This is a genomic window from Virgibacillus halodenitrificans (assembly GCF_001878675.1).
In the GTDB taxonomy this organism is placed as follows: domain Bacteria; phylum Bacillota; class Bacilli; order Bacillales; family Amphibacillaceae; genus Virgibacillus_Q; species Virgibacillus_Q halodenitrificans.
In genome coordinates this window covers 863870-877937 of sequence record NZ_CP017962.1, presented here as the reverse complement: position 1 = coordinate 877937, position 14068 = coordinate 863870, and the positions used below count along the sequence as shown (strand labels likewise).

Annotated in this window: 11 protein-coding genes; 5 read left to right on the top strand and 6 right to left on the bottom strand. The window is 39.0% G+C overall.

Features of this window, described 5'->3' with window-relative positions:
* Positions 1–14: 14 nt before the first annotated feature.
* A complete protein-coding gene (locus BME96_RS04480; RefSeq protein ID WP_071648421.1) occupies positions 15–749 on the bottom strand; it encodes an MBL fold metallo-hydrolase in 735 nt (244 codons plus the stop codon).
* Between the two features lie 140 nt (positions 750–889).
* Here BME96_RS04480 and yhfH point away from each other — a divergent pair, with 140 nt between their 5' ends.
* On the top strand, positions 890–1018 hold the full coding sequence (gene yhfH, locus BME96_RS04475; RefSeq protein WP_071648420.1) for a protein YhfH: 129 nt from the start codon (positions 890–892) through the stop codon (positions 1016–1018).
* Positions 1019–1347: 329 nt separating this feature from the next.
* Here the strand turns inward: yhfH and BME96_RS04470 are convergent, their stop codons facing one another.
* The gene (locus BME96_RS04470) at positions 1348–2694 is read right to left on the bottom strand and encodes an IS4 family transposase (protein WP_071647988.1); all 1347 of its coding nucleotides are present in this window, start codon (positions 2692–2694) and stop codon (positions 1348–1350) included.
* An 806-nt stretch (positions 2695–3500) separates the two neighbouring features.
* On the opposite strand from BME96_RS04470, the gene pepF reads away from it, so the two are divergent.
* Entirely contained in the window at positions 3501–5312 is a 1812-nt protein-coding gene (pepF, locus tag BME96_RS04460) for an oligoendopeptidase F (protein WP_071648418.1), read from the top strand.
* Between the two features lie 114 nt (positions 5313–5426).
* Here pepF and hemY read toward each other — a convergent pair whose 3' ends face one another.
* The 4 genes from hemY to BME96_RS04440 all read right to left on the bottom strand — a co-directional run bounded on the left by hemY (position 5427) and on the right by BME96_RS04440 (position 11240).
* Positions 5427–6830, bottom strand: coding sequence for a protoporphyrinogen oxidase (gene hemY, locus BME96_RS04455; RefSeq protein WP_071648417.1), 1404 nt, complete (start codon positions 6828–6830; stop codon positions 5427–5429).
* Positions 6827–7765, bottom strand: coding sequence for a ferrochelatase (hemH, locus tag BME96_RS04450; RefSeq protein ID WP_071648416.1), 939 nt, complete (start codon positions 7763–7765; stop codon positions 6827–6829). The genes hemY and hemH overlap by 4 nt, the downstream gene beginning before the upstream one ends.
* A 34-nt stretch (positions 7766–7799) precedes the next feature.
* Positions 7800–8834 carry a uroporphyrinogen decarboxylase gene (gene hemE / locus BME96_RS04445; protein ID WP_060680530.1) on the bottom strand — a complete coding sequence of 345 codons (1035 nt, stop codon included), beginning with the start codon at positions 8832–8834 and terminating at the stop codon, positions 7800–7802.
* A 234-nt stretch (positions 8835–9068) separates the two neighbouring features.
* Positions 9069–11240 (bottom strand): transglycosylase domain-containing protein, encoded by a 2172-nt coding sequence (locus BME96_RS04440; RefSeq protein WP_071648415.1) that lies wholly within the window; start codon positions 11238–11240, stop codon positions 9069–9071.
* 167 nt (positions 11241–11407) lie between these two features.
* Here BME96_RS04440 and BME96_RS04435 point away from each other — a divergent pair, with 167 nt between their 5' ends.
* The 3 genes from BME96_RS04435 to BME96_RS19340 all read left to right on the top strand — a co-directional run bounded on the left by BME96_RS04435 (position 11408) and on the right by BME96_RS19340 (position 13804).
* Positions 11408–11902 carry an antibiotic biosynthesis monooxygenase family protein gene (locus BME96_RS04435; protein WP_040954607.1) on the top strand — a complete coding sequence of 165 codons (495 nt, stop codon included), beginning with the start codon at positions 11408–11410 and terminating at the stop codon, positions 11900–11902.
* Between the two features lie 48 nt (positions 11903–11950).
* On the top strand, positions 11951–12274 hold the full coding sequence (locus tag BME96_RS04430) for a hypothetical protein (RefSeq protein WP_071648414.1): 324 nt from the start codon (positions 11951–11953) through the stop codon (positions 12272–12274).
* A 178-nt stretch (positions 12275–12452) separates the two neighbouring features.
* A protein-coding gene (locus BME96_RS19340; RefSeq protein WP_156035944.1) for an IS3 family transposase occupies positions 12453–13804 on the top strand; the annotation gives its coding sequence in 2 pieces (ribosomal slippage) (positions 12453–12918 and positions 12918–13804; 1353 coding nt in all).
* Positions 13805–14068: the final 264 nt, after the last annotated feature.

Sequence of the window (14068 nt, the reverse complement as noted above, 5' to 3'; positions counted from 1 at the left end):
AAGCAAAACTAATGCTATTTACTTTGCCAGATAACCCCCTCTGCCGCCAGATTCACAGAGCCTTGATAATAGTGTTTTGCTTCCGTAACTAACTGAGTACGCTCTCTATATTGTGGTAAATGGCTCAACAGCAGTTGCTTTACTTTCGCTTGCTCTGCAATCGTACCACACTCCTCACTAGTCATATGTCCTGCATTTGAACCGTCCTGATCTGCATAAAAGTTACAATCAGCAATTAATAGGTCGGCATTACGTGCAAATGGAACCCACCTATCTGTATATGAGGTATCAGCAGTATAAACAACCGTTGATTTGCCATCTGTTATTCGCATTCCATAACATGGTACAGGGTGTTTCGTTTTTAAAAAAGTAATAAGAAATGGCCCTATCTCTAATTGCTTCTCTGGATTGTATTCTACCCCTTTCGTATATTCATGGGTTAAACTCACAAATTTTTCTTGATCTTCTGCATGCCCATAAATAGGTAATACATTTTGTTTCCCTGTTATATAATAAGATACAAGCCTTGCATATTGTAGTACACCAATATCTGCAACATGATCATGATGGTAATGAGACAGGATTACAGCATTTAGCTCATTTGGTGATATGTATTTTTGTAATTTTGACAAAGAGCCACTTCCTGCATCTATAAGAAGGGTAAACCCGTCTTTTTCTAACAGATATGCGGATGTAGCACCATCTGGAGCAGGATAACCACCCCAACATCCAATAACAGTTACCTTCATAATTATCCCAACCTTTCCTTCTAATTGTAGATTCATTATATCTAATAAAAAGAAATTTTAAAATATGTTGTAACACAGGGTTGACTTTTAACATACTGTTATATTACAATGAAATTAATTCAAATACGAGGAGGATCCACATGTTAAATGTTCTTGAATTCTTTAGAAACCTACCTAAAAAGAAGTGTAGCCAATGCGGTCATGATATGCATGAAAAAGCAGACTGTTATGGGAATTTATGTGACGAATGTGATCATCCAGCAAGATAACTATATAACAAATGAAGCAATCTGATTTCCGCCTACTGTAATACAACACAATCTTTCCAACTGACAGCTATAACCATAGCTGTTATTTTTTTGTCTTTATACACCTTTACAACTTAGCTCCAAACAATAATTCGCAAAATGGATAAACTGCGACGTAACTTAGTTGTGTGTAAATGACCGTTTCGGAAAATACACTTCGCTTTCCGTGGGCAACGCTCATAGCCGTCAAGCTAAGAAAAAAGTTGTATGGTGCAATGAAAATACAAACATATTTTTCCAGTTTAATCCATATTCTTTTATGGCCATTTGTTTTCGTTTTTACACTTTTACTACGCGGCACGGAAATGTACTTTATACGCAATGTTTAAGACATCAAAAGGACTTTTATGCCGACAACGGTGATCTTTCCTTCCATGCCGGTATATGTTCTGGTAAATATTATCGATGAGCGCTTTCAAAGAAGAAAGGTGATAGAGTGAATACCCCCTCGTCTCTATTATTGCGTTTCTCGCATGGTTGATACATTTGTACTCACTCCCTTCTAGTTGATACCTTTCGTAAAGGCAGTAACGGCACTGAAAAGCAATCATCGAAGAAAGAAGAATATGAATTAAAGTCCCATATAAATGACAGTAAAAGCGGGCGGTATTCATTTCCTGCACATCATTAATTTCAAATAACGATTTCCATGTCTTAAAGAGAATCTCCACTTGCCAACGCAAGGAATAGATAGGATACAAGGTTTGCTCATCCATTTCTTCTTGTGTTATATTGGTGGCAAGAATTTGGATATGATTCTTCTTGTTGGCGGATTGGGTATGCCCCCCTTTCCGTCTTCTTTCTTTTAAATAGGTATCTCTTTGTTTTTGTTGCTCCTCGGTTAACCGTTGTACGACTACACGGGCATGGAATGTATTTTTTCCCTTAACACCTAATTGAATGAACCCATAATCCTGTATCTCTCCTGGAGCTAGATGCATGGCATCCTCTTCGGGCTTTATTTGGATTCGTCGTTGCTTGTCATCCAAAGTCCAATAGGTCATATTGGCAGGAACGCGAGTAATATAATAGGCTCCTGCTCGATCTATTTTTTTAAAGTGATCTCCTGAGAAATAGCCGAGGTCACGCAAGATAAGATCCCCTTCTTCTATTGTATCTGCCAATTCTTCAGCCGCATCGTGATCACTGTCTCTTGGACCATAGAACAACGTATGCAAAAATTTCCCTTGATACACTTCATACTCTAATTGGATTTTCACTCCATCATAATAACTCGGGGTTTTCTTCTTTACTTGAAAGGAGGTGCCATCTAAGATGCGGATCCGAGAAAAAGGATAATCGGATGGAGAAGGTAACGACAACATTTGTTGTTTCTCCACTAACTGCATAAAAACCTGCTTTAAAAAGGCTACTCCTTTCTCATCTAATCGTTGATGTAAGGCTTGTTTTGATATGGATATTTCTGATTCACGAGAAAGGGAAGCACATAGCTGTCCTAACCCCTCCGTACCAACTTTTTCATGTAAGAAGGCACATATACTTAAGAAATCTTCCGGCATTATCTTCTTCAATCGTTGTACAAAACCTGATTCTCGAGCAATATTGCGAAGTTCAGAAATAGATAAAATATCGAGCACACTTTTTACAAACGAGTCAAAATAATATTGCTTAGCCATACGTAATCCCTCCAAATTATTCCATTTATAATGTCAGAATAACGAATAACTTTTTGGGTTTTAAAATATTCTGCTTAACTTGACGGCTATGGGGCAACGCTTCAGCTTCCTCGGAAGAAAACCACTTCCTTGAAAAAGAAACCCACTTTTTCTGCGTGCGATGTTTCTCATAGAAGCTTTTCTGGTCCTGTAGGATCTTCAGCTGGGGCTGGGACTGCGTTACCTCGTCCCACCGAAGACCTTTTGCGATTACTCGCCCCATCAAAAAGCCCTGTTGCTTTTCCCACAGGACAAGGAAAACTTCAGCGAATTGTGCATCGCACGAAGGAAAGATGTTTTTTTCTTTCCGAGGAGTCTTCGTGTTTTTCCTTCACTGGTAAAGTGGTTAGATAATAACTAGTTATTTATAGTTTAAAGCAGTTACGAATTGATTGGAGTGGAGGGCGGCGACTCCTGCCGGAATAGCATGAGGCGAAGACCCTGGACGTAGCGTAGCGGAGGAAGCGGCTGAGGCCATGCCGGCGGAAAGCGTCCGCCTGAAACGGAAATCAATGGGGCACTTCTCCTCAAATATTTTACTGAGCTTTTCATCAATAAAGTTACGTCGCAGTTTCCTCCAACTATGCAGTAAAGTTGTAGGATATTATGGCTCACCCCAGCCTTTGCAATACGCTTGTTTCCATCTTTAATACAATACAATATTCGCAAGCATTATTAGTATTATTTTGAAAAGTCATATCCTTCTGCCATATTTTGTATTATACTTAATTAGAGTGGCGAAATAAATTTGTGGAAGGAGTTTTCTTATGAAAACAGGAGTAAAAAGTTTAGATCGTTCTGAAGTGACTATGGATGAAACATGGGATTTAACTGATTTATTTATTAACCATGCTGCCTGGGAAAAAGAGTTAGATGCAATACAAAAAGAGATCACCTCTGTTACACAATATAAAGGAAAAGTTAGCGAAAGTGCTTCGACTTTGCTTAGCTGTATTACTGACTTTGAAAAATACCAAAATAGACTTGTACTTGTAGCAACATATGCCAATTTAAAAGCAAGTGCTGATGGAACAGACCCATCAAACCAACGGGATAGTGCAAAAGTATCCGCGGCACTTTCTGCTATCAGTACCAAGATTTCCTTCGTTCAGTCCGAATTATTAGAGCTGGAACCAACTACAGTAGAAAATTATTTACGTGAGTTACCTGCACTACTGCCATATAAAAAAATGCTTGAGGATATATTAGAGAAGAAAAAACATATTCTCTCACCAGAAGTAGAAGAAACGTTGGCTGCTCTAGGGGAAGTACATGATGCTCCTTATATGATATACCAACGCAGCAAATCTGCAGACATGCATTTCCCTCCAATCACCTTGGAGGATGGTAGTGAATTACCTATGTCAGCTGCTTTGTATGAGGACAAATATGAATTATCAGCAGATCCATCCGTCCGTCGCAAAGCGTACCAATCTTTTATTCATACCTTGGAACAGTATAAAAACACATATGCAGCTACATATGCTACTGAGGTTTCAAAACAGGTGACGATGTCTCGCCTACGTTCCTATGATTCTGTCACAGATATGCTATTACACTCGCAGCAAGTAACAAAAGAAATGTATCATCAACAGCTAGATGTAATACAAGACAAGCTTGCACCTCATATGCAACGATATGCCAAGCTAAAAAAGGAAAAATTAGGACTGGACAAATTACATTATTATGATTTAAAAGCCCCATTAGATCCTGCTTTTAATCCTGAAACAAACTACGAAGAAGCAAAAGAAACTATTTTAGAAGCTTTGCAGATAATGGGACCAGAATATAGTAAGATTATGGAGGATGCTTTAACTAATCGGTGGGTAGACCGCGCTAATAATAACGGTAAAGCGAGTGGAGCTTTCTGCTCTAGTCCGTACGGTGTTCATCCTTATATTTTAGTTACCTGGACGGATATGATGAGAGGTGCTTTTATCCTTGCACATGAACTAGGACATGCCGGGCATTTCTATCTTGCTGGTAAAAACCAAGCATTTATCAACACACGTCCTTCAACCTATTTTGTAGAAGCGCCCTCTACATTAAATGAATTGCTATTGGCAGAGCACTTGCTTTCCAAAACAAAAGATTCGCGTATGAGAAGCTGGATAATAACACAACTTCTAGGAACCTATTATCACAACTTTGTTACCCATCTTTTGGAAGGAGAATTTCAACGAAAGGTATACCAATTGGCTGAAGAAGGTACCCCTTTAACAGCTAACGTTCTTTCAGAGCAAAAAATCCTAACACTGAAAAATTTCTGGGGGAATGCTGTCGAGTTTGACGAAGGTGCTGGCTTGACATGGATGCGTCAGCCACATTACTATATGGGACTTTATCCATACACATACTCTGCAGGGTTAACTGTCTCAACTGCTATAGCACAGCAAATAAAGTCAGAAGGAAAACCAGCTGTTGACCGCTGGCTGGATGTGTTAAAAGCTGGGGGCACAAAAAAGCCTCTCCATCTCATTAAACAGGCTGGTGTAGACATGTCCAAGCCTGATGCCATTAATCAAGCTGTAAATTATGTCGCTTCATTAATTGATGAATTGGAGTTAGCGCAGAATTAAAGTGGTTAACGTGTAACAAAAAACCAGATGTTTTCCAAGTAAACGTAAAAAAACCGGTTTAGACAGCTTTCGTCTATTACCGGTTTTTTTACTTCATTCTACGGGACTGCTCCTTTATTCCTTCAAAAACGCAAGAGCCTCAGCTACTGCATTTTCACCTTGATCAATACAGTCGGGCACTCCAATACCTTCAAATGAACTACCTGCAAGAAAAACACCTGGCAAAAGATGATGCATTTCATTACGTACTTTTGCTACTCTTTCTTTATGCCCAACCGTATATTGCGGCATGGCATTTTTCCATCTGCTAATGACACTGAATTCAGGCTTTGCAGTAATATTCATCGTCTTGTTTAAATCTTTTAGAACAATCTCGGTAATCTCCTCATCCGAAAGATCGACAACCTCCTGATCTCCCGGTTTGCCCACATAGCAACGCACCAAAGCTTTACCCTCAGGTGTAGTCATCGGCCATTTCTTATGTGTCCACGTACACGCAGTAATTCGGTAATCACTGTTTCGAGATACGACGAAACCTGTTCCGTCAATATCTTTTTTGATCGCTGATTGGTCAAAAGCCAATGCAACATTTGCTACAGAAGTTGATGGCATTTGATTAAAATCATTAAACAAATCATATTGGCTGAATACTTTAGGCAACGTATAATGGGGTGAAGCCATAATAACTGCATCAGCTTTAACAGCCTCTCCATTGCTTAAAAGTAAGTGATAGCCATGCTCTTTTTTCTCAATATGATCCACAGCTGTATTTAAAGAAACCACATCTTGGTCTAACTTTTGTTCAATAGCTTTAACAAAGGTCTCAAGTCCATTCTTGAAAGAGAAGAACATTCCGGGCTTTTTACCAGTAGACTTTTTAGGCTTTGGCATTGTCTTCTGAAGTCCCTTAATTAAACTGCGATGCTTTTGCTGGGTTTCGTAAAAATTAGGGAATGTTGCCATGAGACTCATTTTATCGATGTCACCCGCATAGATACCTGATAACAACGGTTCAATTAGATTCTCGACAAGTTCATCTCCGAACCGATGACGAAAAAAGCCGCCAAGTGATTGATCACTTATCTTTTTACCTGTAGGCAAGACTAAATCCATTCCTGCACGAAGCTTCCCTTGCACTGAAAACATTCCGGAAAACAGGAATGGTTTCACCTGTGTAGGAATGCCCATAAAGGCACCTGAAGGCATTTTATGGAGTTTCTTTCCTACCAAAATATAGGATTGGCCAGTTCCATTTCTAACCAACTCATCAGTTAGACCCAATTCCTCCGCAAGTTTCACCGCAGGTTGCTTTCTTGAAAGAAATGAATCCGGGCCCCGTTCAATTGTAAAACCGTTTTTTTGGGTTGTTTTTATTTTACCGCCAAGTCGATCACTGGCTTCAACCAGTTTCAGCTTATATGGGAGATTTTTTTCTTTTATTTCTTTTTGTAAATAATAAGCTGCTGAGAGACCTGTGATTCCACCGCCCACGATTACGATTGTTTTTATATTGCTCATTCTATTTCACTCTTTACACTTTTTAAAACAACCTGAGCTAGTGTATGAATAAATGATGGGTGAACATTCGGCATTTCCGGACGGTAATAGTTCGCACCTATTTCATCACAAACCACTTTACATTCATAATCATTGTCATATAATACTTCCAAGTGATCAGCAATAAATCCTACTGGGGCATAAACAAAGGAAGTGTAACCTTTTTGTTCAAAAAGGTCTCGTGTTAAATCTTGGACATCCGGACCTAACCATGGATCAGGAGTATTTCCTTCACTTTGCCAACCTATCTCAACTTGTTTTATACCAGTCTGTTCAGCAATAAGTCTTGCGGTTTCTTCTAGCTGTTTAGGATATGGATCACCATTTTGCAGGATTTTTTCCGGTAAACTGTGAGCGGAAACGATCAATACAGCCTTTTCACGCTCTTCTGCTGACATCTTCTCATATTCTTTATTGATTTGTTGTGACCAATAATCAATAAAACCAGGCTCATCGTACCAGCATTCGATTGATTTAATATTAATGCCATGTTTTTCCGCTTCATCATTTGCTCGTTTATTATAGGATTTTACGCTAAAGGTAGAAAAATGTGGTGCCAATACTATGGACACAGCTTCTTTAATACCGTCCTTAGCCATTTCTTCAACTGCATCTTCTATAAATGGTTCAATATGTTTTAACCCAATATATGCTTTAAATTCATATTGATCCTGCTCTCCATTTAAAGCCTCTTCAAGTGCAGCGGCCTGCTGCTCTGTAATTTTCGCTAGTGGAGAAATCCCGCCAATTGCTTCATATCTGCTTTTCAAGTCTTCTAACGCTTCTTCTGATGGTTTTCTTCCACGACGAATATGTGTGTAATATCTTTCAATATCTTCTTCTTTATAGGGTGTTCCGTAAGCCATTACCAATAGGCCTAGCTTTTTCTTTTCCATTTTCCGCACCTCTTTTAAAAATTATTGCATTAGCTTAATTATGTGAATAACTATGAATCAACTCTGTTAGCTTCTTCAATGTTTCCGGTTTAATGTCAGGCGTTACCCCATGGCCTAAATTAAATACATGGTTGCCTTGTTCCTTTCCTTCATCCAGAATGGCTTTGGTTCGTTTTTCTATGGTTTCCCATTCTGTTAGTAGTAAGGTTGGATCCAGGTTACCTTGCAGCACCTTTGTGACCCCCATATCTCTCGCTTCTTTCATAGACGTACGCCAATCCAACCCGATCACATCCACAGGCAGATCATTCCATTCCATAAGCAAATGTCGTGCCCCTACTCCAAATATGATTAGTGGGACATCATATTGTCTTAGCTCGGAAAAGATCCTAGTCATAACGGGTTTAATGAATATACGGTAATCTGCCGCATTCAACGTGCCGACCCATGAGTCGAAAATTTGGATCGCTTTAGCGCCTGCTTCAATTTGTGCTTCAACATAAGTAATTACCATATCGGCAAGTTTATCCATTAATGCAAACCATGCAGCTGAATCGCGGTACATAAACGCCTTTGTTTTACTATAGTTTTTAGAAGGACCACCTTCAATCATATAGCTTGCTAATGTAAAAGGAGCTCCACTAAAACCAATCAAAGGAACCTCAAGTTGTTCTTCAGTAAGGATCCGGATCGTTTCCAAAACGTAAGGAACATCTGCTTTAGGATTGATTGAGCCAAGACGCTCCACATCTTGCATATTCGTTATCGGATTATTGATAACTGGTCCAATCCCCGATTTAATCTCCACCTCTACCCCTAAAGCAGGAAGAGGAGACATAATATCTTTGTATAAAATTGCTGCATCTACTCCATATTGCTCAACAGGAAGACGTGTAACATAGGCGCATAACTCCGGTTGATGTGTAATCTCAAATAGAGAATATTTTTTCTTTAACTCACGATACTCTGGCTGTGACCTTCCAGCCTGTCGCATAAACCATGCAGGAGTATAATCTGTTTTTTCACCTTTATAAGCTCTAATAATCGTATCATTTATCTTTTTTGCCATCTGTACCATTCCTTTTTACGTACTTGTACTAACCCATAATCAACTATATCCATTAATAATCTGTCTGTATAGCAAAGCACCTTGATTGTCATGAATTTGTCTTAATTTAAGATATTTGTGTACCTGTCAGAGTGCAAATCCGTGGCTAACCATCCATATACATGTTCCAGTATCCTTTTTTCAATAAAGCAACTACAACGTAATAGTGAGTTAACGAACGGTAAGTGGTTCTTGTTACCATTCTAATTTTACTGTATTCGACCTTTCTCCTTCCCTTTTTGTGAGCGGATCAAAAGGAACTACATAATAGCGATTCCCACCAAATAACGCATTCTTTATTGTATAACTTGTTGTTCCTTCGGTCTCGCCTATTCTTTCATCAATACCTTCTTTTTCTCTATATACACGGTATATTACCCGGTCATCTGAAGAGCCCTTCCAGGATAATTCTCCTTCCACGAACGAAAAGCTGCCAAAACGATAGCTTGCCTGTAAATTTTCTATTTGCGGCAGAGTAACTGGTTTGGGTAAAGCTGTTACTTTCTCTGGCTTTGAAAAATGTTCTTCGAGTTCTTCGTGCTTATCCAACTCAGACAAAATTGCCTTTGTTAATTTCGTTGGATATTCACTACCTCCATTTAAATAATGCTCCTTATCCGATTGATCATAACCCATCCAGGTTGTCATTACATATTTTGGAGTGTACCCGGCAAACCAAGCATCCTTTACTTTACCTTCTACAAACGGGTGCTGGGTCGTCCCTGTTTTACCTGCTAATGCTTTTGTATATTCACCAGCTGTTGCTGTTCCGGATTTTACTGTTTCCTGCAAAATCTCTGTCATATTCCACGCAACCTGCGCATCATATACTTGCTTTGAATTAGTTTCTGCTTCAAAAGCTAATTTATTTTCCTGGTCATATATACGTTCAATCGTATGGGATTTTTTCATTTTTCCCATTCCAGCAAAAGAACTGTAGCTCTCCATAACCTGAATTGGAGTAATTCCTTTAGATAAACCACCTAAAGCGATTGCTAAACCATCATCTTCAATCATAATCCCTTGTTTTTCCAAGGACTTTTTTGCATAAGGTACTCCAATCTGGTCAAGCAGCCAAACCGCAGAAGAATTCTTGGAATACCTAATTGCATCATAAATGGAAACAGCACCCTCGTATTGATGGTCCGCATTTTCCACACTATAATTATTATCATAATCATATTTCATATCAGGAATAAGTGTATAAGGTGTATATGCTTCTTTTTTCATCATAGCAGGCCCATAAACCGCGATGGGCTTTATTGTCGAGCCAGGTTGCCTGGAAACAGTGGTACGATTCAGATTTCCAAGTTGATATTCTCTACCCCCTATTGCCGCTACAGTTCTCCCAGCACTCTGTTCCATGATAACGAATGCTCCCTGGGTTCCCTTCGTATTACCCGGGAAATAATTGTCGTTTTTGAAATGATTATAGGCAATTTGCTGAATTGTGTCGTTCATGTTGACTACAATTCGATAGCCCCCTCGCTTTAACTCCTCTATGGACATATCATGCATTTCTGCAGCTTCTTTAATTACAAGGTCTACATAACTATCCACCCATGGCTTACTATTATCCTTCTCCAACTCAAGACCCAAAGATTTATTAGACTCTTTTAATCTTTCCTCTGCATTGATCGCTCCATTGGCCTCCATTGACTTTAACACGACATTACGTCTCTCTAGCGCTTTCTCTGGATGGTCAATTGGTGAATACCCATTGGGCCCTTTTGCTAGCCCAGCAAGTAAGGCAGCTTCCGAAACAGTTAAGTCACTTGCCTTCTTGGAGAAAAAGTAATTAGAAGCTCTCTCTATTCCATAAACCCCACGACCAAAGTAAATTTCATTCATATATAATTCCAATATTTCATCCTTTGTCAGGTTACGTTCCAAGTAGACAGCAGCCATTACTTCTTTTGTTTTTCGCATCCAGGTTTTATCATTATGCAGGAATAGATTTTTAGCCAGTTGCTGGGTTATGGTGCTAGCACCTTCCACTTTATCCATTGCTATAATATCTTTGATTATCGCTCTCATAATCGATCTAAAGTCAACACCTGAATGTTCATAAAACCTTCTGTCTTCAATTGCAACAAACGCCTGCTGTACATGTTCAGGTATTTTTTCAATTGTGACAGGGATACGGTCTTCCTTATATATACTACTTAGTCTCTCACCATCTTTTGTTTCAATTACTGTTGTTGCATCAAGTACCATATCAGCTTCATCGGCTACTAATTTTCCACCAATTAAAATGGCGGCATAGCCAAGTAGACCTAAAATAATAATTGTTGTTATACTATAGAAGATAACCCGTATTTTCTTTGGTATCCTAAAGCGCCTTTTCTCATGATCTTTTTCTTTCATCCATTCACCCCTATGTACGCACCACTTACATTATACGACAAAATTCCTCCTAGCGAAACCGATAATACTTATTATCTTTTAATATTAATTATAAAATGTAAAGTTGGACTATTTATTTCACTGTAAGGGTAATATACTGTATAGATACTACAGAAAGGGGAATTCGAATGAAGGCATTTATGACAAATGGCACAGTAGACTTTTTAGAGAAGTTGGAGAAGAAGCACCCGAATATTCATCTGTACTTCATGACAAGTAACACAGGCGGCCTCGCATATTATGAAGCGGAAAAGAATATTTTTTCAGCAGGTAGAGAATATGAGATTTTAATTCAAAAAGGAAATATCCAGGATGAAGGGTATGTGGTAATGAATAACATCCCTGTAACAGAAGAAGGACAACCAGTGTTTGAGGATCGGTTTAAACAACGCCAAAATGAAGTTGAAATGATGCCTGGATTTCAAGCTTTCCGCTTATTAAAACCGAAAAAAGGGCGTACCTATGTTGTGTTTACCCAATGGCGCTCAGAGCAAGACTTTGAGAACTGGAAAAATTCAAAGGAATTTAAGCAGACACATCAAGGACAAACAAAACCACCAGCTTATTTTGCTGACCGCCCTTTTCTTACAAACTACCATATGATAGATAAGAATGATGACTAATCATACCATTTGAAGAAGCGATGCTGATATATATGTGAGGGTTATTCATTGATTCGGAAAATGGATATATTGCGACGTAACTGTAAGTATTGTAAATTACTGTTTCTAAAAGGTACACTACTAAAATATATTTTAATACGTTTTGATGGTCATCTATCGCCATTGATTTCCATTACAGATGAACGCTTTCCGCCGGCATGGCTTCAGCCGCTTCCTCCGCTACGCTCCGTGCAGGGTTTTCAGGCTCATGCTATTCCGGCAGGAGTCGTGGGCCAACAGGACGTTGGTCATGCAATCGTTGCAACAGGACGTGGCGTTCTTAGATTGCCATCCTTCATTCCAATCAATTGGTATGTGCTATTGAGTGATTAAAGATACTTAATAATTGAAGAAGTATCTAAAACCTTTAATAGCTTGGAAAATAGACTTTAGCGAAGGAAAAATACGGAGACTCCTGGGGGAGATGAGGCATCGGTGAGACCCCGGAATGCATAGCTGGGCTGCACCCCAAAAGTTGGACACCATATCCAACACGAGGAGGAGCCTGGAAATGTCCAAGTTTACCGAAGCTATTAAACTACAAGTAGTTAAAGAATATGCGAGTGGAAAGTTCAGTTACCGTGAGCTGGCAAAATATTATGAGGTGGATGAATCTGTTATCCGCTATTGGGAGTTGTTATACCGGCATCATGGGGAGAATGCGTTTAATTTCACCTATACAAACTATCCAGCAGCCTTTAAACTAGAAGTAATTAAATTCATTAACGAAAAAAATTACTCCATTCGAGAGGCATCCGCCATTTTCCATATACCTGATCCTTCTATGGTGCGCAGGTGGAGAAAAAAGTGGGAGGAAGCTGGAGAAGATGCCCTTGAATCGCGAAAGGGGCCTTCTATTATGGGATCGAATCAAAAGAAAAGTTCTTCCAAAGAAGCTGAAAATCAATCAAAGGAAGCTTTAGAAAATGAGCTGGAGTACCTTCGAATGGAGAATGCTTATTTAAAAAAGCTAAGAGCCTTAGTTCAGGAAAAGAACTCACCAATAAACTCAAAGCACAAGTAGTGTTTGAACTAAGGCATGAATTCCCCGTAGCCAAACTGGTTAAAGTAGCTGGTATAAAAAGAAGCACGTATTATTACCAGGTAAAACGAATGCAAGAGCCCGATCCCGACCGCAAGTGGAAGCGCAGAATTAACTTTATCTTTCACAAGCACAAGGGGCGTCTTGGATATCGTCGTATTACCGATGTCCTGCAAGAAAAGGGACATATTATTAACGCTAAAAAAGTACTTCGAATTATGCAGGAGTTAGGAATTAAATGTGTGGTCAGAATGAAAAAATATAAGTCCTATAAAGGAGCGTATGGTAAAGCAGCACCTAACGTTCTTGACCGTAAATTTAGGGCTGAAACCCCCAACCAAAAATGGGTTACAGACGTAACAGAGTTCAGGTTATTTGGGGAAAAGTTTTATTTTTCTCCCGTATTGGACCTGTTTAATGGGGAAATCCTTACGTTCACGCTTCAATCGAGACCGACATTTGATTTAGTAGAAAAGATGCTGAACCAAGCGCTGGAACATAAAAAGGAAAATGACAACCTCTTGATTCATTCTGACCAAGGCTGGCATTATCGTATGCCCCAGTATCGAGAAATACTTGAACAAAACAAGATCACACAGAGTATGTCCCGAAAAGGCAATTGTTTTGATAATGCCGTTATAGAGAACTTTTTTGGGATACTGAAATATGAATTCCTGTTTTTAGAGGAATTTGAAAGCATTGAGCACTTTAAAAAGGAATTAGAAGCGTACATTTATTACTATAATCATTTGCGAATTAAATCAAGGTTAAATCGAAAAAGCCCCGTGGCATATCGAAAAGCCTTTGAGTTAACTGTATAAAATAGACTGTCCAATTTTATGGGTCCAGTGCATAGCATGAGGAGGCTCATCAGCCGCCCCCGGAAAGCGCAGTATTTTTCCGTAGCGGTGTTATTTAGCTATTTTATATTAACTAAGAAATAAGTATTCTCTACTGCGGATTTTCCTCCAACTACGAATGAATAAAAATACGTGTGTGTCCAAACATTTGAAATAGAATCTAAAATACCTGGTTATCCTATAGTTTGGCCAGGTTTTTTAGATTCAATATATGTGCAGCGGTTG